18 protein-coding genes are annotated in these 23,680 nt (G+C 69.5%); 9 read left to right on the plus strand and 9 right to left on the minus strand.

Features of this window, described 5'->3' with window-relative positions:
* Positions 1–392: 392 nt before the first annotated feature.
* Complete coding sequence (locus KGQ19_RS18790) at positions 393–1,481, minus strand: LacI family DNA-binding transcriptional regulator (RefSeq protein WP_212010493.1); 1,089 nt, start codon at positions 1,479–1,481, stop codon at positions 393–395.
* 199 nt (positions 1,482–1,680) lie between these two features.
* Here KGQ19_RS18790 and KGQ19_RS18795 point away from each other — a divergent pair, with 199 nt between their 5' ends.
* The 5 genes from KGQ19_RS18795 to KGQ19_RS18815 are packed head-to-tail and all read left to right on the plus strand — an operon-like array spanning position 1,681 to position 7,216.
* Positions 1,681–2,943, plus strand: coding sequence for an ABC transporter substrate-binding protein (locus KGQ19_RS18795; protein ID WP_212010494.1), 1,263 nt, complete (start codon positions 1,681–1,683; stop codon positions 2,941–2,943).
* A 43-nt stretch (positions 2,944–2,986) separates the two neighbouring features.
* Complete coding sequence (locus KGQ19_RS18800; RefSeq protein WP_212010495.1) at positions 2,987–3,931, plus strand: carbohydrate ABC transporter permease; 945 nt, start codon at positions 2,987–2,989, stop codon at positions 3,929–3,931.
* Positions 3,921–4,805, plus strand: coding sequence for a carbohydrate ABC transporter permease (locus KGQ19_RS18805; RefSeq protein WP_212010496.1), 885 nt, complete (start codon positions 3,921–3,923; stop codon positions 4,803–4,805). Before KGQ19_RS18800 ends, KGQ19_RS18805 begins: the two co-directional genes overlap by 11 nt.
* Before the next feature lie 12 nt (positions 4,806–4,817).
* Complete coding sequence (gene arfA / locus KGQ19_RS18810; protein WP_212010497.1) at positions 4,818–6,329, plus strand: arabinosylfuranosidase ArfA; 1,512 nt, start codon at positions 4,818–4,820, stop codon at positions 6,327–6,329.
* 23 nt (positions 6,330–6,352) lie between these two features.
* A complete protein-coding gene (locus KGQ19_RS18815; RefSeq protein ID WP_212010498.1) occupies positions 6,353–7,216 on the plus strand; it encodes an arabinofuranosidase catalytic domain-containing protein in 864 nt (287 codons plus the stop codon).
* Here KGQ19_RS18815 and KGQ19_RS18820 read toward each other — a convergent pair.
* The gene (locus KGQ19_RS18820) at positions 7,186–7,782 is read right to left on the minus strand and encodes a GrpB family protein (protein ID WP_368862122.1); all 597 of its coding nucleotides are present in this window, start codon (positions 7,780–7,782) and stop codon (positions 7,186–7,188) included. The genes KGQ19_RS18815 and KGQ19_RS18820 overlap by 31 nt on opposite strands.
* A 159-nt stretch (positions 7,783–7,941) precedes the next feature.
* Here KGQ19_RS18820 and KGQ19_RS18825 point away from each other — a divergent pair, with 159 nt between their 5' ends.
* Entirely contained in the window at positions 7,942–8,583 is a 642-nt protein-coding gene (locus KGQ19_RS18825) for a hypothetical protein (RefSeq protein WP_212010500.1), read from the plus strand.
* Positions 8,584–8,638: 55 nt separating this feature from the next.
* On the opposite strand, the gene meaB is transcribed toward KGQ19_RS18825, so the two are convergent.
* The 3 genes from meaB to KGQ19_RS18840 are packed head-to-tail and all read right to left on the minus strand — an operon-like array spanning position 8,639 to position 13,847.
* Positions 8,639–9,628, minus strand: coding sequence for a methylmalonyl Co-A mutase-associated GTPase MeaB (gene meaB / locus KGQ19_RS18830; RefSeq protein ID WP_212010501.1), 990 nt, complete (start codon positions 9,626–9,628; stop codon positions 8,639–8,641).
* Positions 9,625–11,874, minus strand: coding sequence for a methylmalonyl-CoA mutase (scpA, locus tag KGQ19_RS18835; RefSeq protein WP_212010502.1), 2,250 nt, complete (start codon positions 11,872–11,874; stop codon positions 9,625–9,627). The genes meaB and scpA overlap by 4 nt, the downstream gene beginning before the upstream one ends.
* Positions 11,874–13,847, minus strand: a complete 1,974-nt coding sequence (locus KGQ19_RS18840; RefSeq protein ID WP_212010503.1) for a methylmalonyl-CoA mutase subunit beta — start codon at positions 13,845–13,847, stop codon at positions 11,874–11,876. Before KGQ19_RS18840 ends, scpA begins: the two co-directional genes overlap by 1 nt.
* A 257-nt stretch (positions 13,848–14,104) precedes the next feature.
* Between KGQ19_RS18840 and KGQ19_RS18845 the strand changes: the two genes are divergently transcribed.
* The gene (locus tag KGQ19_RS18845) at positions 14,105–15,607 is read left to right on the plus strand and encodes a glycosyl hydrolase family 79 C-terminal domain-containing protein (protein ID WP_212010504.1); all 1,503 of its coding nucleotides are present in this window, start codon (positions 14,105–14,107) and stop codon (positions 15,605–15,607) included.
* Positions 15,608–15,630: 23 nt separating this feature from the next.
* On the opposite strand, the gene KGQ19_RS18850 is transcribed toward KGQ19_RS18845, so the two are convergent.
* Together KGQ19_RS18850 and KGQ19_RS18855 are read right to left on the minus strand one after the other, a co-directional pair.
* Positions 15,631–16,128, minus strand: a complete 498-nt coding sequence (locus tag KGQ19_RS18850; RefSeq protein ID WP_212010505.1) for a hypothetical protein — start codon at positions 16,126–16,128, stop codon at positions 15,631–15,633.
* Positions 16,125–16,721: a SigE family RNA polymerase sigma factor gene (locus tag KGQ19_RS18855; protein WP_212010506.1), complete on the minus strand. Its 597-nt coding sequence runs from the start codon at positions 16,719–16,721 to the stop codon at positions 16,125–16,127. Before KGQ19_RS18855 ends, KGQ19_RS18850 begins: the two co-directional genes overlap by 4 nt.
* A 3-nt stretch (positions 16,722–16,724) precedes the next feature.
* Between KGQ19_RS18855 and KGQ19_RS18860 the strand changes: the two genes are divergently transcribed.
* Positions 16,725–17,261, plus strand: a complete 537-nt coding sequence (locus tag KGQ19_RS18860) for a hypothetical protein (protein WP_212010507.1) — start codon at positions 16,725–16,727, stop codon at positions 17,259–17,261.
* A 130-nt stretch (positions 17,262–17,391) separates the two neighbouring features.
* The gene (locus KGQ19_RS18865) at positions 17,392–18,132 is read left to right on the plus strand and encodes an RICIN domain-containing protein (RefSeq protein ID WP_212010508.1); all 741 of its coding nucleotides are present in this window, start codon (positions 17,392–17,394) and stop codon (positions 18,130–18,132) included.
* Between the two features lie 630 nt (positions 18,133–18,762).
* Here KGQ19_RS18865 and KGQ19_RS18870 read toward each other — a convergent pair.
* Positions 18,763–20,517: a discoidin domain-containing protein gene (locus KGQ19_RS18870; protein WP_212010509.1), complete on the minus strand. Its 1,755-nt coding sequence runs from the start codon at positions 20,515–20,517 to the stop codon at positions 18,763–18,765.
* Between the two features lie 13 nt (positions 20,518–20,530).
* Positions 20,531–23,524, minus strand: a complete 2,994-nt coding sequence (locus tag KGQ19_RS18875) for a galactose-binding domain-containing protein (RefSeq protein ID WP_212010510.1) — start codon at positions 23,522–23,524, stop codon at positions 20,531–20,533.
* Positions 23,525–23,680 lie beyond the last annotated feature (156 nt).

The following is a 23,680-nucleotide window of genomic DNA, read 5'->3' on the forward strand; positions in this document are numbered from 1 at the left end:
GTTTCCCTGAGGTTGCCGAGGCCCGCCGGAGGCCCCTGCCGTTGACTTCAGGCGCCCACCACACGCGACGATTGCCGCCAGCCCAACGCGTGCGCAGTGACTCGGACCCGCGCGAAACCACCACCACAACCGCCGCCCGCCAACGCAAACCGCGTGGCACAGCGAACTGCGTCTCGATCCGTGATTAGTCAATACTAGGTAGTTCCGTAAAGAAATGCCTTTAACCAACACACCAACTGCAAGCCACAAGCCAAAACCCTGCCACTCGTACCCGCCACTGGCGCCTGCCACCTAGACCCGCTCACCCATCCGCCGAATCTGATACACCCACCCCGTCCAGGGCAGACGTTGCCGCCCGATACGACGCCAGTGAACCGTCATCCCCAAGTAAATCAGCGCCCTGTGCCAGCCATGCCAGCCATGCCAGCCGCGCCATCCGCGCCATCCCTACCAGCCCTACCAGCCGTACTCTCCCGCACCTTCAACGCATACGGCGCCTCCACGTCCTCCGACTCAGCGCTCTTCGCCCCACGCCCGCCCCGAATCGGATCCACCCTCTTGTCCGCCAGATTCACAGCCGCTTCGGCGATCGCCTCCTTGTCCGGGGCGATGGTCGTCAGCGTCGGCGAGCTGTAGCCGCCCTCGGCGATGTCGTCGAACCCTGCGATCGCCACGTTCCCCGGGATGGAGATCCCGCGATCGGTGGCGGTGCGCATGGCGCCGATGGCGAGCAGGTCGTTGCAGCAGAAGACCGCGTCCGGCGGTTCGGGGAGGTCGAGTAGGCGGGCCATCGCCGCGGCCCCGTCGGCCCGTTGGTAGTTCTCGACCGGTAGGACCATCGCCGGGTCGTGCGGCAGGCCGGCGGCGTCCAGGGCCTGGCGGTGGCCGGCGATGCGCAGGGCTCCGGTGCCGCCGTTCTTGCCGGGTTGGTCGCCGATGACGGCGATGCGGCGGCGGCCGATGCTGATCAGGTGCTCCACGACGGTGCGGGCGGCGGCGACGTTGTCGATCGCGACGTGGTCGGCCGGGCCGGGGATGTCGCGCTCGCCGAGCAGTACCAGCGGGGTTGCGGGGTCAGCGCGTTCCAGGTCGGAGGGCTCCATTGCCAGTGGGCTCAGGATTGCCGCGTCTATCCGCTGCGGCCCCATCGAGGTGATGACCGCCTGCTCGCGCTCGCGGGAGCCCTGGGTCTGCTCGACCAGCACGGTCCACTGGCGGCGGTGCGCGGCGGTGATGACCAGCCCGGTGAGCTCGGCGAAGTATGGATTGTCCAGCTCCGGGACGGCCAGCACGATGAAGCCGGTCCGGCCCTTGCGCAGGTTCCGTGCGCCCAGGTTGGGGCGGTAGCCGGTCTCGGCGATCGCGCGCTCCACCCGTTCGCGGGTGGCCGGCGTGATGAAGGCGTAGCCGTTCACCACGTTCGAGACCGTCTTGATCGAGACGCCGGCCCGTTCGGCCACGTCCTTCAGTGTTGGGGGCACCTGTCGGGACCGCCCTTCCCGTGAGTTCCGTTCGGGTCATGCTACGCCTTTACAACGTTGTAGACAACGATGTAGAACTGACCACACCCCGGATTTCCGCCGCGTGACCGGAGTCACACGGCCGGGTGGTATCGGCGTATCACCGACAAGCCGTAGACAAGATCCATATCAGGGCATTCGACACAGACATCGAGGAGCCATGAAATCGCATGTGAAAGTCGCCGCCGCGGCCGTCGCCGCCGCCGGTCTGCTCGCGGCCGCGGGCTGTAGCAGCAGCTCCAGCGGCTCCGGGTCGAGTGGCGGTGTGGTGAAGCTGTCCATGCTGACCGGGTTCACCGGTCCGGACGGACCCTCCTACCAGGCGCTGGTCTCGGAGTTCAACGCCTCCCACCCGAACATCAAGGTCACCATGGACATCCAGCCGTGGGACGCGATCGGGCAGAAGCTGCCCGCCGAGTGGGCCACCGGGCAGGGCCCGGATCTGGCCACGCCGAACTTCGACCCCGGCGTGATCTTCAACTACATCAAGACCAACTCGGTGCTCCCGCTGGATCCCTCGATCGGCACCGGTGACACGCAGATCAACTCCTCCGCATTCCCGTCCTCGGTGACCAAGGCGTTCACCGTCAACGGGAAGCTGTACGCGGTCCCGGCGAACCTCGCCACGGTCGCGCTCTACTACAACAAGACGATGTTCACCGCGGCCGGGATCACCGATCCGCCGAAGACCTCGGACGAGTTCGTCGCGGACGTCAAGAAGCTGACGCTGGGCGGGGCGAACCCGACCCAGTACGGCATCTCGCTGGCCGACCACCAGACCATCGAGATGTGGCCGATCCTGCAGTGGATGAACGGCGGCGACATCGTCGGCCCGGACGGCTGCGCGACGGTCAACTCCGCGGCCAGCGTGCAGGCCCTGTCGACCTGGGCCAACCTGGTGCAGAACCAGCACGTCAGCCCGGTCGGCCAGACCGGCGCCGACGCCGACACGCTGTTCTCGGCGAAGAAGGCGGCGATGGAGCTGAACGGCCCCTGGGCCGCCGACGGCTTCCGCAAGGCCGGGATCGACCTGGGCATCGCCCCGGTGCCGGTGGGTTCGGCGGGCCCGGTGACCCTGGCCTCGACCGTGCCGCTGATGATCGCCAAGAACACCAAGCACAAGGACCAGGCGCTGGAGTTCCTGAGCTGGTGGACCGGCAAGACCGCGCAGGCCTCGTTCTCGAAGAGCTCCGGCTACCCGCCGGCGCGCAGCGACGTCACCGTCTCGGACCCGAACACCGCGGTGTTCGCCCAGGCGCTGCCGACCGCCCGGCTCTACCTGGCCGGGCTGCCCACCTCCTCGCAGATCGACACCGACGTCTACACGCCGCTGCTGGGCCAGCTGACCCGGGGCGCGGACCCGCAGAAGTCCGCCGACTCCGCGGCCAAGGCGATCGACCAGCTCACCGGCTGCAAGAGCTGACGGCGGCCGGCGCGGCGGAGACGGACGAAGAAGAGGGCGATCGATGGCACATCTGGCAGACCAAGCGACCGACGCGCCGGCCCGGTCCCGGGGACCGGACCGGCGGAGTCGGGGCCGGGGCTGGCGGTCCCGGTTCAACCCCGCGTACCTGTTCGTCGCGCCGGCGTTCCTGCTGGCCGCCGTCTTCATCCTGTGGCCGATCGTCCAGTCCGGCTGGATGAGCCTGCACGACTGGACGATCGGCGACGACTCGCACAAGTGGCTGGGCTTCGGCAACTACACCGAGCTCTGGCACGACTCGCGGTTCTGGAACGCGCTGAAGGTGACGATCGTCTACGCGGTCTTCGTCGTCATCGGCCAGGTGGCGATCGGGCTGGCGCTGGCCCAGTGGCTGCGCCGCACCACCTGGTACACGATGCTGCTGCGCTCGGCGTTCTTCTTCCCGACCATCGCCTCGCTGGCGGTCACCGGGATCGTCTGGAAGTTCCTGCTGGACCCGCAGGTCGGGCTGGTGGACGGCTGGCTCGGCAAGATCGGGGTCCACTCCCAGAACTGGCTGCAGGACACGCATCTGGCGCTGCCGGCGCTGATCGCGGTCGGGATCTGGAAGAACTTCGGCTTCTCGATGATCGTGCTGCTGGCCGGGGTGCAGGGAGTGCGCCAGGACCTGATCGAGGCCGCGACGCTGGACGGCGCCGGCGCGATCGCCCGGTTCCGGCACGTGACGCTGCCCGCGCTGCGCCCGGCGATCCTGTTCACCGTGGTGATCGGCACCGTCAACGCCCTGCAACTGTTCGACCTGACCTACGTGATGACCGACGGCGGCCCGCTGTTCCACACCGAGTCGATCGTCATGTACCTCTACCAACGCGGATTCGTCGACTTCCGGCTCGGCTACGCCAGCGCGATCGCCTGGGTGCTGTTCCTGATCATCATCGCCGTCTCCGTCGTGCAACTGCGAATGCTGAGGTTCCGCGATGACGACTGACGCGTCCCTCTCCTCGCTGCCCCCAGCGCCGTCCTGGGCCGGCCCGATGCTGCGCGGACTGCGCCGGGTGGGCCGGGTCCTGGCCTGGACCGTGCTCACCATCGCGGCGCTGGCCACCGTCGTGCCGTTCCTGTGGATGCTGGGCGTGGCCTTCCGCACCCCGGCGGACCTGTACTCCGATCCGTCGCGGCTGTGGCCGGACCACTGGTCGGTCTCCGGCTTCCACGCCGTGTTCACCCAGCTGCCGTTCTTCCGGCTGGCGGTCAACACCGTCGTGTTCGCCGGCGGCACCACGGTGCTGCTGCTGCTCATCGACTCGCTGTGCGCCTACGCGCTGGCCCGGCTGAAGTTCCGCGGGCAGAACTTCGTCTTCTGGACCATCCTGCTCACGCTGATGGTGCCGTTCCAGGTGATGCTGATCCCGCTGTTCCTCACCGTGTTCCACCTCGGCTGGCTGAACACCTTCCAGGGCCTGATCGTCCCGCGGTCGGTGAGCGCGCTGGGCATCTTCATGCTCCGGCAGTTCTTCGTCAAGATCCCCAAGGAGCTGGACGAGGCCGCCCGGGTCGATGGCGCCGGTCCCCTGCGGATCTACTGGCAGATCATCCTCCCGCTGGCCCGGCCCGCCCTGGCCTCGCTGTTCGTCATCCAGTTCATGGCGTTGTGGAACGACTTCCTGTGGCCGCTGGTCATCTCCAGCAGCACCGACATGCGGACCCTGCCCTCGGCCCTGACGCTGTTCTCCAGCACCTCCGGCGTGGACCACGCCGCACTCATGGCCGGCGCCGCCATCTCGCTGGCGCCCCTGGCCATCGCCTTCCTGCTCGCCCAGCGGTTCTTCACCGAGGGCATCGCCGCAACAGGTATCAAGTAAAAGGAACCTCCCTTGCTCACAGCACATGCCACCCTCGACCCGGCCTTCCGGATCGCCCCGGTAGACCGCCGCCTGTTCGGCTCCTTCGTGGAACACATGGGCCGCTGCGTCTACGGCGGTATCTACGAACCCGGACACACCGAGTCCGACACGGACGGCAACCGGCTGGACGTCGCCGAGCTCACCCGCGACCTCGGGGTCGGCGTGATCCGCTACCCCGGCGGCAACTTCGTGTCCGGATACCGCTGGGAGGACGGCGTCGGCCCGGTCGCCGAGCGGCCCCGGCGCCTGGACCTGGCGTGGCGCTCCATCGAGAGCAACGAGTTCGGCCTGAACGAGTTCATGGCCTGGACCAGACTGGCCCAGGTGGAGCCGATGATGGCGGTCAACCTCGGCACCCGCGGCATCCAAGAGGCCTGCGATCTGCTGGAGTACGCCAACCACCCGGGCGGCACCTACTACTCCGACCTGCGCCGCGCGCACGGCGTGGAGCAGCCGCACGACATCAAGCTGTGGTGCCTGGGCAACGAGATGGACGGCCCCTGGCAGACCGGCCACAAGACCGCCGAGGAGTACGGCCGGCTGGCCGCCGAGACCGCCAAGGCGATGCGCCAGGTCGACCCCGGCATCGAACTGGTGGCCTGCGGCAGCTCCAACGCCGAGATGCCGACCTTCGGCACGTGGGAGACCACGGTGCTGGAGCACACCTTCGAGCACGTCGACTACATCTCCCTGCACGCCTACTACGAGCAGCACGGCGAAGACCGCGCCAGCTTCCTGGGCGCGGCGGCGGGCATGGACCGCTTCATCGAGGGCGTGGTGGCCACCGCGGACCACGTCGCCGCCCGCAAGCAGTCCCGCAAGCGGCTCAACCTCTCCTTCGACGAGTGGAACCTGTGGCAGCAGAGCCGCTTCGCCGGCCACACCAACCTGGACTGGGAGCAGGCGCCGCGGCTGATCGAGGACACCTACACCGTGCAGGACGCGGTGGTCTTCGGCAGCCTGCTGATGTCCCTGCTCCGGCACGCCGACCGGGTCTCCATCGCCTGCCTGGCCCAACTGGTCAACGTGATCGGCCCGATCCGCGCCGAACCGGACCGCCCGGCCTGGGCCCAGACCATCTTCCACCCCTTCGCGCTCACCGCCCGGCACGCCGTCGGCGACGTGCTGCGGGTCCAGACCGCCACCGACCGCTACGACACCGCCGAGCACGGCGACGTCCCGCTGGTCGACGTGGTGGCCACGCACGACGAGGAGACCGGCCAGGTCACGGTGTTCGCGATGAACCGGCACACCGAGGAACAGGCGAAGCTCGACATCGACCTGCGGGCCTTCGGCGACCTGGTGGTGGCCGAACACCTGCACCTGGGCGGCACCGACCTGGACGCCGCCAACTCGATCGAGACCCCGGAGCGGATCGCACCGACCGGCGTGGCCGGCGCGACCACCGAGGGCCGACGGCTCAGCGCCGCGCTACCGCCGGTGTCCTGGAACATGATCCGGCTGGTTCCGGCCGGCCGGTGAGCGGGTGCGGTGACCCCACGCCAATGCGGGGTCACCGCACCTACGCTGCCGGTCACCGTCGGAGGCCCCAAGGCGTACGGCATAGCCACGTTCCCCCGCACCGGCTACCGGCTACCGGTTACCGGCTCGCCAAGGGGACCGGCGTGGCGACCGGCGCCCAGCCGGAGTCGATCTACGAGGTGGCCAGCGGCAGCAACGCGACCAACGGCTGCTGCTCGGACTTCGGCAACGTCGAGAACGCCTCGAAGGACACCGGCGCCGGGCACATGGACGCGCCGATCATCTCCTCGGCCTGCACCGCCTCGCCGTGCTCCGGGCCCGGCCCGTGGATCCAGGCCGACATGGAGAACGGCGTCTTCATGGGCAACGGGACCGGCAACCTGTCCAACACCAGCCTGCACACTCCGTTCGTCACCGCGGTGCTCCGCAACGACGGGCAGGCGAACTTCGCCTTGGACGGCGGTGATGCGACGCAGCCAACTGTGCCAGCGCTCTACAACGGCGCCCTGCCAGCCGGCTACGCGCCGATGGCGAAGGAAGGCGGCATCGCTCTGGGAACCGGCGGCGACAACAGCAACGCCGCGCCCGGGACCCGCTGCCTGGACATCATCAACGACGCCACCGCGGCCGGTTCCAAGGTGCAGCTGTGGAACTGCAACGGCATCGGCGGCCAACAGTGGGTCCAGCAGGCCGACGGCACGCTCCTGAACCCGCAGTCCGGGCTCTGCCTCACCGACCCGGCCGCCGACACCGCCAACGGCACCCAGCTCGACATCGAACCCTGCGCCGACGCCGCCGACCAGGTGTTCACCTACCAGAGCACATCCGCCCTGACCCCCGGCACGGAAGTCTCCTTCTACGTCATGCCGGCGGCGCGGAACATCTGATCGTAGATATCCCGGAGCACGTCCTGCTTGCGGCGGTTGTAGTCCATCACATGGCCGCCACCGGGAACCGCCTGTCGTTTCGCCTGCTCATACCGGTCACGGTCGTCCGGATGAGACCGCAGCCAGTCGCGGAACATGAGATGCCGGATTGTTTCCGGGCAGTCCGGGCCGAACACATGCAGATTCACCTTCGGATCCGGCAGCGACAGACATCGATGCTGATGGAAGGACGGTTCTCGAATGACGAGGACGTAGCCGAGCCGTTCCAGGGGCGGCACATAGCGGTCCTCGTCCGTCGGGTCGGCCACCGTCAAGTCGATGTCGATGACGTCCTTGGCGGCCAGTTCGGGTACTGAGGTGGATCCGACATGGTCGACGACGAGGGCCGCCGCACCGAGTACCTCGCGGATATCATGGGCGAGCGCCTCGAAACGGCTGGGCCATTCGTGGTTGTAAGGCACGATCTCGACCGCGGCCTGCTGCGGTGGGCCCGAAACCCACGGATCCTCGTCCGGATCCGGCTCATGATGGCGGGTGATCTCCTCATGTGTTGGCACCCGCCACATTCTACTAACGCGGTCGGCGGCAAAGATCGATTGCTCGCTCGCCGGCTCTCGCGTGTCCTTCATGACTAGAGTCGATCATCGCGGCGGGGCGCGCTTAACCGTGGCACCGTCGAGCGCCCACTCCGCTTCCCCGGTCAGTACCACGAAAAGGACATTCCATTGGTCGGGATCAATGACATATTGGCCGAGCAGCAAAAGCTCCTGGAGGTGATCGAAGCCCAGGACGCGAAGATCAATCCAGCGCTGGAACGGCTCTCGGCCAATGGTTCGCGCGAGCAGTCGGCGCTGTTCGCCGCGGCGTGCGCCGAACGGGCCGTCGGAATCCTGTTCTGGGTGGCCGCGAACGAGGGCAGGCAGGCGGACCTCGACTTCTACCGGAAGGCCCTGGAGCAGGTCTGGGGACAGCCGGTCGAGGGCGACCGCGACCGCGTCTCGCCTGACGACGTCTACGCCCGCCACGACCTCGCCCGGGGACCGGAATCCGACGGCGGCCGCGCGGGCGGACTCGCCCAGACCGCCGCCCTCGCGCTGCGCTCGGTCCTGGCCTACGGCCAGACCGGCGACTTCGCGCACATCCGCCAGGTCGCGGCCCAGCTGAGGAACGACGCTTCCGGTCTGGCCCACCGCACCTCGACCGACGGCCTCGCCACGGTCGAGATCGACCGCCAGGTCAGTGAGATCGAGACGATCCTGCGCGACGGGGCCACCACTGATCTCGCCGCCCGCCTTCGGGAACAGGCGCAAGCCGTCGGTCGGGAATGGCTCGACCTCGCGGTCCGGTATTACCGGACCGGCCATTGAAAAGTGGTGGTTCCCCACATCGGGCAGCTACCGCACTCCCGTTATCACGGTTCACCTATCCCGCCTGGAACAAATCCAGAATCTCCTCGGCAGCACTGGTAGCGGTGATCCGCCCCGACCGCACCTGCTCCTCAAGCCCCGGCGTCAGTGCCCGGACGCCCTCGTGCCCGCGAAGCCGCGCCAGCAGCCGGTCCTCGACCAGGTTCCACACCCAGGCGACCTGCTGCTCCCGGCGGCGGGCCGCCAGGCTGTCGGTGGCCTCCAGTGCCTTGCGATGGGCGCGGACCTGGTTCCAGATCTCGTCCAGCCCCGTGTCCTCGCGCGCGCTGCACGTCAGCACCGGCGGCGTCCATGGCGCGTCCGGGGTGCGGAGCAGTCGCAGCGCGCCGGAGAGTTCCCGCGCGGCGGCTCGCGCGTCGCGCTCGTGCGGGCCGTCGGCCTTGTTGACGGCGATGACGTCGGCGAGTTCCAGCACGCCCTTCTTGATCCCCTGCAACTGGTCCCCGGTTCGGGCCAGGGCCAGCAGCAGGAAGGTGTCGACCATGCCGGCGACCGCGGTCTCGGACTGCCCGACCCCGACCGTCTCGACCAGTACCACGTCGTAGCCGGCGGCCTCCATCACCACCATGCTCTCGCGGGTGGCCTTGGCGACCCCGCCGAGCGTGCCGGAAGTCGGGGACGGCCGCACGAAGGCGGCGGGATCGACGGCCAGCCGCTCCATCCGCGTCTTGTCGCCCAGGATCGAGCCGCCGGTGCGGGTCGAGGACGGGTCGACCGCGAGCACCGCGACCCGGTGGCCGAGGCCGGTCAGCATCGTGCCGAGCGCGTCGATGAACGTCGACTTGCCCACGCCGGGCACGCCGGTGACGCCGACCCGTACCGCGCCGCCGGAGTACGGCAGCAGCGCCGTCAGCACCTGCTGCGCGGTCACCCGGTGATCAGCCCGGGTGGACTCCACCAGCGTGATGGTCCGCGCGATCGCCGGACGAGATCCCGAGCGGACCCCGTCCACGAAGTACTGCGGGTCCTGGGGAGCCGGGCTCACAGCTGGTGCCCCAGCGACTCACCCAGCTTCCGCACCAAGTCCTTCGCGGCGTCCGGGATCACCGTCCCGGGCGGGAACACCGCCGCCGCCCCGGCCGCGTACAGCTCCTCGAAGTCCTGCGGCGGGATCACGCCGCCGACCACGATCACGATGTCCTCGCGCCCGGCCGCCGCCAGCTCCGCGCGCAGCGCCGGTACCAGCGTCAGGTGGCCGGCGGCCAGCGAGGAGACGCCGACGATGTGCACGTCGGCCTCCACCGCCTGCCGCGCGACCTCCGCCGGGGTCTGGAACAGCGGGCCGACGTCCACGTCGAAACCGAGGTCGGCGAACGCGGTGGCGATCACCTTCTGCCCCCGGTCGTGCCCGTCCTGCCCCATCTTCGCCACCAGGATGCGCGGCCGGCGCCCCTCGGCCTCGGCGAACGCGTCGACCAGCGCGCGGGTCTCGGCGACCGGCCCGCCGGCGCCCGACCCCGCCTCGGCCTCGTCGCGGTAGACGCCGGAGATGGTGCGGATCTGGCCGGCGTGGCGGCCGTAGACCTGTTCCAGCGCCTCGGAGATCTCCCCGACGGTGGCCTTGGCGCGCGCCGCGTTCACCGCCAGCGCCAGCAGGTTGCCGTCCAGCGACCCGTCCCGCGAGGCGCCGGCGCGCGCCGAGGCGGTCAGCGCGCGCAGCGCCTCCTGGCACGCGTCCTCGTCCCGCTCGGCCCGCAGCCGCCGCAGCTTCTCCACCTGCTGCGCGCGCACCTGCTCGTTGTCGATCTTCAGGACGTCGATGTCCTCGCCGCCGGAGACCCGGTACTTGTTGACGCCGATCACCGGCTGCCGCCCGGAGTCGATCCGCGCCTGGGTCCGCGCCGCGGCCTCCTCGACGCGCAGCTTCGGGATCCCGGCGTCGATGGCCGCGGTCATCCCGCCGGCCGCCTCGACCTCCTGGATGTGCTGCCAGGCGCGCCGGGCCAGGTCGTACGTCAGGCGCTCGACATAAGCGCTGCCGCCCCAAGGGTCGATGACGCGCGTGGTCCCCGACTCCTGCTGGAGCAGCAGCTGGGTGTTGCGGGCGATGCGTGCGGAGAAGTCCGTCGGCAGCGCCAGCGCCTCGTCCAACGCGTTCGTGTGCAGCGACTGCGTGTGCCCCTGTGTGGCGGCCATCGCCTCGATACACGTGCGCGTCACGTTGTTGAACACGTCTTGTGCGGTCAGCGACCACCCGGAGGTCTGGCAGTGCGCCCGCAACGACAGCGACTTCGCACTCTTCGGCTCGAACTCCCGCACCAGCTTGGCCCACAGCAGCCGCCCGGCCCGCAGCTTGGCGACCTCCATGAAGAAGTTCATGCCGATCGCCCAGAAGAACGACAGCCGCGGCGCGAACGCGTCGACGTCCAGGCCCGCGTCCAGACCGGCCCGCAGGTACTCGACGCCGTCAGCGAGCGTGTAGGCGAGTTCGAGGTCTGCGGTGGCCCCGGCTTCCTGGATGTGGTAGCCGGAGATGGAGATCGAGTTGTAGCGCGGCATGCGCTGGGAGGTGTAGGCGAAGATGTCGGAGATGATCCGCATCGACGGCTGCGGCGGGTAGATGTAGGTGTTGCGGACCATGAACTCTTTGAGGATGTCGTTCTGGATGGTCCCGGCCAGCTGCTCCGGCGCGACGCCCTGCTCCTCGGCGGCCACGATGTAGAGCGCGAGCACCGGCAGCACCGCGCCGTTCATCGTCATCGACACCGACATCTTGTCCAGCGGGATCCCGTCGAACAGCTGCCGCATGTCGTAGATCGAGTCGATCGCCACGCCGGCCATGCCGACGTCGCCGGTCACCCGCGGGTGGTCGCTGTCGTAGCCGCGGTGGGTGGCCAGGTCGAAGGCCACTGACAGGCCCTTCTGCCCGGCGGCGAGGTTCCGCCGGTAGAAGGCGTTGGACTCCTGCGCGGTGGAGAAGCCGGCGTACTGGCGCACGGTCCACGGCTGGTTCACGTACATCGTCGGGTACGGGCCGCGCAGGTATGGCGCGATCCCCGGGTAGGTGCCCAGGAAGTCCAGGCCCTCCAGGTCCTCGGCCGTGTACAGCGGCTTGACCGTGATGCCTTCGGGAGTCTCCCACAGGGCGTCCTCGACGTCCTTGCCGGTCTGCTCCCGCCACGCGTCGCGCCACTGATCGGTACCGGCCGCGCCGGCAGCGCCGGTCCTCGCGTCGGCGACGGCCTCCGCCGAGCCGGCATCCAGCTCCACCTCGGAGAAGTCGGGAATCATCAGAACTCTCCGATCGCCGCATAGGCGGTATTCAGCGCGGACAGTACATCGCAGCCCACGTAGACGAACTCCTCGACACCGGCCTCGCGGTACTCCTCAGCCCGCTCCCCCGGACGTCCGGCGAGCCAGATCCGCTGTATCCCGGCCTCACCGAGGATCCGCGCGACTTCTGTGGCGTGTTCGGCATACAGCGCGTCGCTTGAACACAGACACGCGATCTTCGCCTCGCTGTCGGCCAGCGCCGCCCGCAAGGCGTCGGCATCCACACCGGAACCGGACTCGACAGGCACCGGGACGACGACGCCCTCGATCCCGCCGGCCTGGAACAGGTTGGCGGCGAACGACGACCGCGCCGAATACACCGCCTCGGAACCGAGCGCGACCAACGCGATCCGCGGCCGCGACCCGTCCCTGACGAGCAGTTCCTCCGCACGGTCCCGCAACGCCTCGAACGCCTCGGCCCTGCGCACCCGGGGCAAACCGCCGCCGCGCCGCCCGGGCCGCCGCACGCTGGTCAGCGCCTTCTCGCCGAGGTTCGGGAACTCGCTGACCCCCAGGATCGGCTCGCGGCGGCGCGCGATGGCCGCCGTCCGGCGCTCCCAGGCCGCGCCGATCCGCTCGGCGACCAGCCCGCCGACCAGCGCCGAACGCATCCCGCCGGCCCGCTCGATCTCCTGGAACCAGGCCCAGGCGGCGCGCGCCAGGTCGTCCGTGAGCCGTTCGACGTACCAGGACCCGCCCGCCGGATCCACGACCCGGCCCAGGTGCGACTCGTCCAGCAGGATCGACTGGGTGTTGCGGGCGACCCGGCGGGTGAAGTCGTCGGGGAGGCCGACGACGTCGTCGAACGGCAGCACCGTGACGGACTCCGCGCCGCCGACCCCGGCCGCCATGCAGGCCACGGTGGTGCGCAGGATGTTCACCCAGGGGTCGCGCTCGGTCATCATCACCGAGGAGGTGACGGCGTGCAGCCGGTTCGACGCGGCGGCCTCCGGCGCCCCGGACGCCTCCAGCACCCGGGCCCACAGCCGGCGGGCCACGCGCAGCTTCGCGATGGTCAGGAACTGATCGGCGGTCGCGGCGTACCGGAACTCCAGTTGCCCGGCGGCATCCGCGACCGGCAGTCCGGCGTCAGTGAGCTGCCGCAGGTAGGCGACCGCAGTAGCCAGAGCGGAGCCGAGTTCCTGCGCCGGAGAAGCCCCGGCGTCGTGGTAGGCGAGCGCGTCGACTGTCAGGGCCCGTACTCCCGGGTACCGCTGAGCGCAGGTCCCGGCGAGCTCGGCGGCCTCGGCGAGCAGGCTCTCGGTCCGCTCGTCCGCGCCGGTTCGGGCGAGCAGCCCGAGCGGGTCGGCGCCGAGGTTGCCGGTGGCCTGGCCGTCGGGCACGCCGCGCTCGTCGTAGAGCTTGAACAGACGTTGTGCGGCCGCGCCGAAATCGGGCCCGGCATCGAGCACCACAGCGGCCAGATCGAGGTAGACGCCGTCGAGTACCTTCGGCAGCGCGTCGATCGGCAGGCCCTGGTCGCCGATTTCGAGCCACAGCGAGGTGACGCCGTTCTCCAGGTCGGCGAGTACGGCCTGGTTCGCCGCGTCCGGGCGCGGATCGCCGTGGTACTGCCGGATGTCCCAGCCGTCGAGGACGGCGCCGTGCGGGCGGTTTCCGCGGACATACGGTGCGGTGCCCGGGAATCCCGGGTCAGGGGCCTGATCGTCGGCCGTGTAGAGCGGCTGGGCGGACAGGCCGTCCTCCAGCGCCGTGCTCAGTGCCTTCTCAGCATCCTGACCTTCCAGCCCCGGCTTCCCCGACTTCGCCAGCACTCCGGCGACCAGTCGCCGCCACTGCTCGCGGCTCGGGGCCGGGAACAGCGAGGCCAGGGCGAGATCGCCGTCTTGGACGCCGAGGTCTTCGTCTTCACCGTGGGAGCCGGTCCCGGTACGGGCTGTGGTCTCCCCGGCGGCAGCCGGCGGTGTCATCTCCAAGGCCTCCTCGCGGGGTGTCTTCGCTCGCGACATTGCCCGACGCCGCGCTACCGCGTCAACTCCGCGTAGTGCCCCTGTGACGTGGCGAAGGACACAGTTGGACAGCGGGGCGGGAGAACTGGACGCCGGGGGTGGGAGAACCCCGGCAGTAGCGCCAGAGTGTTCATATATGTGAACGCCAGTCATCCCTGTGAAGTTTTTACCCGCCAACTACTTGTGCCGGCCGTATGCGCGTACGACATTGCCGTGTCATGAGAATCAGTACGCATAGGCGCACCACGGCCCTCGGCACCGCTGTAGTCGCCGCTGCTCTGATCGGCGGGGCTCTGATCGGCGCTGGGACGGCACAGGCGTCCGGTACCTCGGCCGACCCGGCTTCGGAAGCCGCCGCGTCGGGTTCGGAAGCCGCCGCGTCGGCAGCGGCGGGCCTGGCCATCACCGTCCACCCCGACCAGACCGGCCACCGGCTGAGCCCGGGGTTCGTCGGCTTCTCCTTCGGCGCCGCGACCGTCGCCGCCGACAACTACTCCAGCACCGACCTGGCCGGGTATCTCAGCACCCTCGGCCCCGGCGGGACCCTCCGGGTCGGCGGCAACTCCGGCGACACCACGTTCTGGACCTCGACCGGCGAGACCGCGCCGAGCTGGGCCACCTCCGGCACCATCACCCCGGCCAAGCTCCAGCCGCTGGCCGCGATCGCGAAGGCGACGGGCTGGAAGGTGATCCTCGCGGTGAACCTCAAGCACCGCGATCCGGCCCGGGCCGCCGACGAGGCCCGGTACGCGCGGCAGATCTTCGGCCGGTCGCTGCTGGCCGTCGAGGTCGGCAACGAGCCCAACTTCTACGAGACCGACCCGGCCGCCTACTACGCCGACTTCGAGACCTACGCCTCGGCGATCCGCGCGGCGGTCCCGGGCATCGCGCTGACCGGGCCGGACGCCGAGACCAACCACAGCTCCTGGCTCGGCGGGTTCGCCGCGGCCGACGCCGCGCACCCGGACGTCTCGCTGGTCACCGACCACACCTACCCGACCAGCGCGTGCGGCGGTTCGGTCGCGACCATCGCGCAGCTGCTCGGCACGGCGTCCGCGCAGTACGAGAACGCCAACGCGCAGGCGGCTTTGAGCGCGGCCCGCCAGCTCCACGTGCCGGCCGCGATGACCGAGACCAACTCGACCGTGTGCGCCGGGACGGCCGGGGTCAGCGACACGTTCGCGTCCGCGTTGTGGGCTCTGGACTACAACCTCCTGCTCGCGCAGGACGGCGTCGCCAGCGCCGAGTTCATGGACGGCACCAACGCGGCCGGCTGCGACCCTTACACCCCGCTGTGCCCGACGTCCGGCGATCTGACGGCGCGGCCGCTGTACTACGGGATGCTCGCGACCGAGCTCGTCGGCGGCGGCGACTTCGTGGCGCTGGACGATCCGGACTCCGCCGACGTGCGGGCCTACGCCGTCCGCGACGGCGGTCACCTGACGGTCGTGCTCGACGACGTCCAGGACCCGGCCAGTCATCCGGCGACGACCGTCGACCTGGCCTTGGGCCTGAACGGGTTGCAGCACGGCAGCCTCACCGCGCTGACCACGACGTCACCGGACGGTTTGGCGGCCACCTCCGGGATCACGCTCGGGGGCGGGCAGGTCGGGGCGCACGGAGCGTTCCCGGCGCCGCGGCAGACGCCGGTGGCGGTGCGGCATGGCAGCGCGAGCGTGACGGTGCGGGCGGGGAGTGCTGTGATCATCCGATTCAGCTGACGAGGCCCACCAAGCTGCCGGGCTCAGTGTGCGGAGGGTGCGGTGGGTACGGAATGTGCGGCCGAGCTGGGAGTCTGGGGCGGTCCGGTAAGGCTTCCGCTCGGCGTCGGTCCGGTGCTCTGTCCGGTGCTCTGTCCGGTGCTCTGTCCCGTCGCCTGTCCGGCCGGCGACGAAGCCGACGCCGACGCGCTGGCATCGTGGTGGCCGTCGCCGTCGGTCGTCCCGGGCGTCGAGGACGGGCCCGGCGCGATCACGCTCGTCGTGGCCTTCGGTGGCGCCAACGGACCCGGGTGCTCGGGCGCGGGCCCGGGATGACCGGCCAGCACGACAACGGCGGTGGCCACGGCGCCGACCGCGACCCCGCCGAGGGCCAGCGCCGACATCCGCAGCGGCAGCCGCCGTCCGCGGGCCGGCGGCCGGATCGCGGCCACCCGCCGGGCCAGTTCCGCCGAGGGCTGGATCTCCTCGGCCCGGGTGGCGAAGTGGGAACGCAGTGCCTCTTGCTGCCCTTCGTCGCTCATCGTGGCGCCTCACTTGTCGAGGTCAGTCGGCCGTGGAGCGCCTTGAGCGCCCGGGACGCGTGGGTCTTCACCGAGCCGGTCGAGATGCCCAGGGTGTGGGCGATCTCGCGCTCGTCCAGATCGCACCAGTACCGCAGCACCACGACCGCCCGCTGCCGGGCCGGGAGCGCGGCCAGGCCGGCGGCCAGGTCGCCGGACGCGTCGGCGTCCCCGGGCGGGGTGAGCGCGTCGCGGCCGGAACCGAGCAGGTCCAGGTCGGTGGCGTCGCCGATCGGGGTGTCCCGGCCGCGTCTGAGCTTGCGCGAGCGGTCGATCGCCAGGTTCACCAGCACTTTGCGGGAGTAGGCCTCGGGATTGTCGTGCCCGACCCGCCGCCAGTGCCGCGCCGTCCGCTCCAGCGACACCTGCACCAGGTCCTCCGCGATGTGCCGGTCATCGACGAGGAACACGGCCGTGCGCAGCAGCCTGTGCATGCTCGCGCGCGCGAAGGCCTCGAAGTCCGGCTCCGCCCGTTTCCCCAACGCCGCGCTCCCGTCAGCCACGCACAGCCCCGACGCGGCCGGCCCGGCGGCCGCGGGGACTGGACGGTACACCAGTTGATCCGTCAGTGCGACGCCGATGCCGAGGGCTGCGACACCGGCGCGGCCGACGCCGAGGCCGAGGGTTCCGGCGCGGCCGACGCCGACGCCGAGGGTTCCGACGCGGCCGACGCCGACGCCGAGGGTTCCGACGCGGCCGACGCCGACGCCGAGGGTTCCGACGCGGCCGAGCCCGAGGCCGACACTGAGGGCACCGGAGCGGCCGACGCCGACGCCGAGGGCTGCGGACCGCCGGGCACCGAAGGCGCCGCCGAAGGCCCGGTCGACGCCGACGTCGCCGGACTACTGCCAGTGCCACTACCGCCGGCCGACGCCGCCTGCGAGACCCCGACGCTGATCCCGGTCACGGCGAGCACGCCCAGCCCCACCCCGATCCCCGTCGTCCGCAAGCTCCGCTTCCTGGGATTCGCCATGTCACACCCTCCTGCCGGCGGGCCCGTCGCCCTGCCACGCCCTCATCAACGACGCCTGCGCACGGCCGCGTTGACACGGGCCCCGACTTTCTTGCGTGTCCGGCTTGCGTGCCCGGGCTGAAACGGTTCGTCAGCTGATGCCAGGCTTCCAGTTCTCCCCAGGCACTTCATGAACCGTCCGTGCCCTCCCGATCCCCCGAGCGCCAGGGGCACTGTGGCAGAACCCAGCCCGGAGACCGAAGGGACACAACATGTCTGACTCCCGTACCACCCGGCACCGCGTGGCGGCCCTGCTCGGCGCCTCGGCGCTGGCGCTGCTCGCGGCGCCGCAGGCCGGGGCGGCGACCGCCGGCCACGCGGCGGCGGACCACGCGGCCGCCGGGACCGTGACGGCGACCGCCGGGACCGTCACCGCATCGGCTGTCGACTCGGCCAACGTCTCCACCACGATCCACGACAACTGGACCGGCCAGTGCATGGACCTGCCCGGGTACGGCAGCGTGGGCGTCAACACCCCGGTGTCGCAGTACCCGTGCGACACCAGCGAGAGCGGCGACAACCAGGACTTCCACCTGAACCCGACCCGCGTGGTCAGCGGCGTCCAGCTCTACGAGGTCGTGAACGACAAGTCCGGCCTGTGCCTGGACCTCCCCGGCTACGGCTCGGACCCGGCCGGCACCCACCTGTACGTCTACACCTGCGACTCCAACCCGGCCAACGACAACCAGGAATGGTCGGTCTGGAACATGACCGCCCCCGGCGGCACGGCCCTGAGCTCGGTCTTCGAGAACTTCAAGGCCAGCGGCTCGACGGTCATCTCCCCGACCAGCGGCGGCCAGTGCCTCGACGTCAGCGGCTTCGCCGACGGCTCGGACGCGGTCGCCGGCGCCGACTGGGCCATGAACGCACCCCTGACCATCTGCTCGTGGGCCAACTTCGGCCTGGACGATCACCTGTGGGCGTTCCTGGACCAGTGGACCGCCACACCGTGACGCGCCGGTGGGCCGTGCGGGCCGTGCGGGCCGTGCGGCGGTTACGTTCGAGCGCGGAGGGTAACTGAGAACCCTTGCGAGCGTAGCGATCGCTCCGGAACGGAGGCCCAGCCATGGTTGCGACAATTGTTGTGGTGCTGGTGGTCATCTTCGTGTTGCGAAGCTTGGCGAAGGCCAATAGATCGGGCACCTCCAGATCGGGCAGCTGGACAGCCAAGACTTTCCAAACGCCGCCCAGCACCACGACCAAGCCAGTCTCCTATACGCCTGCTCCTCCGACGTATCCGACGTATCCGACACCTCCGACGACCTCGCAGGGATCGGACGGATACATCCCCCAGGGAATCGACTACGCCGATTCGGGATCGTCGCACCACCACGGCGAGCCCTCGCACCACGACACAAACTCGTCGCACCACGGTTCAAGCTCGTCGCACCATGACACGAGCTCGTCGCACCACAACTGGGGCTCGTCCCACCACGACACAAGCTCATCGCACCACGATTCGAGCTCATCGCACCACGATACGAGCTCGTCATCCCACGACGGAGGCTCGTTCTTCTGATCCCGGAAGCGGCGGGACCCGGACCTGAACCCGAGCCCCGCCGCCTCATCGCACCAGCGTCAGCTCACCATCCCACCGCGATCTCCAGCCACTGCGGATTGGCGTGCGAGATGTACGATGACTGCCCGTCCACGTCGTCATACGGGAACCCGTACGCCAGCCCGTTGATCGCGTTCTCGTGCCAGAACTGCGCGTAGTAGTTCGCCGGCGCCGCCTGGTAGTACTGGCTCGGGTCCTGCTGCTGCGCCGCCGGCAGTGTGGCGACGTGCCGGTTCAGCGCGGCGCACATCGTCGGGTTGCTCGCCATCGAGCCCGCGCAGCCGAAGATGTTCTGCGTGGTCTCGTTCACGCCCGCCGACGCGGCGTACGCCGTGAAGTAGTTCGCGTTCGCGCCGCCGGCCTGGAAGCTGGGGTCGCTGCCGGGGGCGATGATGCGGTACGGCGCCTGGGTCTGCGCCAGCACCTTGAACTCCGGCGGCACCGAGTCGATGAACCGCTGAAAGGTCACCGACCGGTCCTCGGCGAATACCGACTGCGTCTCCCCGACCTGCACGTCGTACCCGTCGTGGGTGTGCAGCCGCATCGCCAGCTTCAGCCCGAAGGCGTCGACCCGGGTGGTGTTGCCGTTGAACTGGTCGGGGCCGACCGTGAACTCGATGAAGTCGTAGTACGGGCTGGTCGGCGAGCCGAGGTAGAAGTACATCCGCCCCGAGCTGTTGACCGGCATGTCGAAGTACGGCTGGTCGGCGATCGAGTGCGTCTGCCCGTCGAAGCTCCAGTAGACCTGGCTGTCCGGGTACTTGCCGTTGGTCCGGTTCAGGATCTTCAGCATCAGCACGTTCTGCGCCGGCGGGATCGTGGTGGTGTCGCCCCAGAACGGGTCGGTCGTCGGCGTGCTGGTCAGCACCGCGAACTCCCACAGCGAGTAGCCGTAGGCCGTCGCGCGCTGCGTCCCGTACATCCGCACGTACCGCCCGGTCCCGCTGACCGTCAGGTTCTCCACGCCACCGGCCCCGGTGGTCGTGGAGTAGACCGTCGTCCACGCGGTGCCGTCCTCCGAGGTCTGGATCTGGTACGCCTTCCCGTATGCGGCCTCCCAGTTCAGCGTCACCCCGCAGATGGCCTGCGACGTCCCCAGATCCACCTGGAGCCACTGCGGATCAGAGAACTGCGAAGACCAGCGCGTCCCGGTGTTCCCGTCCACGGCGGCCGAGGCCGGGAAGTCCGCGTTCTCCTCCGACGAAGCCGTGGCCGGCCGGTTCAGAGCGGCGTTGTCGGCACACGAGCCGTTGCTCGATCCCGGCGGGCCGTAAACGGCGAGCTCGAACAGCGAGTAGCCATAGGCGGTGTTCCGCGCCGTCCCGTCCATCCGGATGTACCGACCGCTGCCGGTGACATTCAGCGTCTCGGTGCCGCCGGGGCCGGTGGTCGTCGAATAGATCGACGTCCACGTGGTCCCGTCCGGCGAGGTCTGGATCTCATACGCCTTGGCCGAGGCCGTCTCCCACGTCAGCACGACCTGGCAGATGCTCTGAGTGCTCCCCAGATCCACCTGGAGCCACTGCGGATCAGAGAACTGCGACGACCAGCGCGTCCCGGTGTTCCCGTCCACGGCGGCCGAGGCCGGAAACGCGTCGCTCTCCACCGACGAAGCCGTGGCCGTCTTGTTCAGCGCCAGGTTCGTCGTCGTATCGCAGGACGCGGCGCGGGCCTTGGTCCCGGTGGCCGCGTTGAAGCCGAGCACACTGGCCAGCAACGCGATGACCAGTGCCACGATGAGCTGTGGCCGCCGACGTAGCGGCCGCCTTCTGTCATACATGATCGTCCTCCGGTCAGGCATAGATCCCGAATTCGTAGAGCGAGTAGCCGTAGGCCGTTCCCCGTTGTGTGCCGTACATCCGCACATAGCGGCCGGTCCCGGAGACGTCGAAATCGTCGACTCCGCCGGTACCGGTCGTGGTGCTGTAGACCGTGGTCCAGTTCGTGCCGTCGTTCGACACCTGGATCTGGTAGGCCTGCCCGTAAGCGGACTCCCAGCCCAGTTGGACGTGCTTGATCGCAGTGGGCTGACCCAGGTCCACCTGGATCCACTGCGGATCGCTCCAGTCGCTGGCCCAGCGCGTGGACCAGTTCCCATCGGTGGCATTGGCCGCGACGTAGGTCTGGCCGTTGCCGGCGGCTTGGAACGACGATGCGGTAGTCGGCTTGCCCAGCGCCACGTTCGTGCCGGCGACCGGCGGCGCGACCACCCGGAACGACGCGGACTGGATGCCGACGCCGCCGTGCTGGTCGTAGACGTACACGTACACCTTCCACACGCCGAGGGTCTTCGGCGCGGTGATGGTGAACGCCCCCGGTCCGGTCTGGGTGTAGCTGGACGGCGACTGCAACGCGGTCGCGCCGTTGACGTACTTGCCGGACAACGCCACGTTGTAGCTCAGCGTGTCGCCGGTCGGGTTGTTCGCCGCGACGTTCACCGTGAACTGGCCGCCGGAGGGGACGCTCGCGGTATTGCTGAGCGTCATCGACGTGATCTCAGGGGGCGTATTCGTCTGCGCCTGCCCGGTGAACGCCTGCTTCACCGAGTAGTACGACAGCCGCTTCCAACCCCCGGTGAGCAGGTTGAACCAGACGCCGCCGAAGTCGTTCTCGACACCGTAGTTGAACAGCGTCCCGCCCAGCGAGACGCCGGGGTGGCCGGCGATGCAGTTCCAGGCGGTGGTGTAGCCGTCGCGCTGCTGCTGATCGGTGGGCTCGGCCGGAACGTCGTTGGCGTCGTTCGGCACCTCCCACTCTCCGGGGTCACCGCTCTCGGTGACGATGTAAGGCTTCGTATAGCCGCCGTTGACCCAGTCGGTATTCACGTTGCAGACCGCGCCGTAGGAGTTCACGGCGAGCAGGTCCAGACTCGGCGTGTACTGCTTGTAGTACGGCCATGCGCCGGTCCACGCGTCCGTGGAGGTGACCGGATGGTCGGGGTCGATGGAGTGGATGGCCTCGGTAATCTGCTCCACGTACTGCGCGTAGGCGTCGCGCTCCTGCTCCACGGTCGCGCCGTTGGGGTAGGTGTAGTTCCCCGCGGTGTTGATGACCTCGTTGCCGACGTCCCACATCAGGGTTCCGGGGTCGTTCTTGTACTGGTTGACGTACTGCTCGATGGTATTCAGGGTGCTGGTTTTGTAGGCGGTGTCGTTGAGATAGTCCGCCCCCTGATTCAGCCAGAACCCGTTGATGACCTTGATGCCGCGCGCCGCTGCCGCGTCGAGCAACGGTTGCGACGTGCCGTCGGTGCCCCAGGTGCGGATGGTGTTGACGCCCATCGATGCGGCGTCGGCGAGGTAGCCGTCTCCCGCGGCGTTGCCGGGACCCCAGGTCACACCCTTGACCTGGTACGGGGCGCCGTTCACGGTCAGCTGCCAGTTCCCCTGGCCGCCGGTGACCTTGACGACGTTCGCCCCGCTGGCCGCCGGCGGCGGCGTGAGCGGGGTCGGGGCCGGGCCGGTCGTGGTGTAGACGGAGACCGGTCCGACGCTCAGGGTGCCGCCGGAGGCGGTGGCGGCGTTCGGCGAGGTGCAGCCGCAGTCGGCGTTCGGCCAGGAGCCGCCGATCGCCAGGTCCAGGATCAGGAAGAAGCCGTGGTCCACGGCCGCCTGCCAGGTGGTGACGCCGACCTGGCTCTCGCTGACGGTCCAGGTGACCTGGCCGTCGACCGAGAAGCGGATCTGCTCGTCGGCCTGCGTGCGGTCGATGACCTCGGTGTAGGTGTGGTAGTCGGTCAGGCAGCCGGTGCAGGTTCGCAGCCCGCTGCCCCGGCCGCTGGACTCGTTGCACGGGCCGTTCGGCGCGGTCCCGCAGTGCAGGCCGGAGGAGCTGGTCTGGTGACCGTTGACGTTCTCCATGATGTCGGTCTCGCCGATGGCCGGCCAGGTGCCGCCGGTGCGCGAACCGCTGCCCAGCGCCCAGAACGCGGGCCAGTAACCGGCCGGGTTCGCGACGTCCGGCTGCTTGATGTTCGCGGTGACCTCCAGCATGCCGCCGGCCGGCGCGGCGAAGTCAGAGCGCTGCGTCTCGATGCGCCCGGACGTCCAGTTCCCGGAGCCGTCTTCGAGGGCTGTGATGTTGAGATGACCGCCGCCGTCCACGGAAACGTTTGCGGTCGAGGACGACGCGGATTCCACCTCGCCGGTGCCCCAATCCGCCGGTCCGCCCGGGGAGTTGTGGCCGGTGTCCTCGATCCAGTTGGCCGAGGACGGAGCGGTACCGGCCGCGCCGGCGAAGTTGTCCTGCCAAAGCAGGTTCCAAGCAGGCGGCGGCGGTGTACTGCCGTTGCTGCCGTAGACGCTGAATTCCCATAGGGAGTAGCCGTAGCCGGTGTTGCGGGCGGTGCCGTACATGCGGATGTAACGTCCGCTGCCGGTGACGTTCAGGGTTTCGGTGCCGCCGGGCCCTGAGGCCGTGGAGTAGATGGGGGTCCAGGTGGTGCCGTCGGTGGAGGTCTGGATCTGGTAGGCCTTGCCGGAGGCGGTCTCCCAGTTCAACACCACCTCGCAAATGCTCTGCGTGGAACCCAGATCCACCTCCAACCACTGCGGATCAGAGAACTGCGAAGACCAACGCGTCCCGGTGTTCCCGTCCACCGCCGCGGACGCCGGATAACCGGCACCCTCCAAAGACGAAGCGGTGGCCGTCTTGTTCAAAGCCAGGTTGGTGCCGGTGTCGCAGCTGGCCGCCGACGCGCGGCGCGCGCCCAGCGACGGCACCGAAACGACGGCCAACAGCATGGCCAGGATGAGCAGTAAAGCGGACGATCTTCGTGCGGGATTCATGACCCTCCTACGCGGATGGCGGACGGTGGGATGACCGTGCGGGGAGGGCGCCCCTTCGGTCCTGAATCGTCAGCCCTCTGATGGAGGGTGTCAAGAGGGAACCGGTTCCGGAACTGGTTTCGGTAGCGGTTCCGAAACCAGTTCCGGAACCGGATC

This window comes from Catenulispora pinistramenti (genome assembly GCF_018274385.1).
In the GTDB taxonomy this organism is placed as follows: Bacteria; Actinomycetota; Actinomycetes; order Streptomycetales; family Catenulisporaceae; genus Catenulispora; species Catenulispora pinistramenti.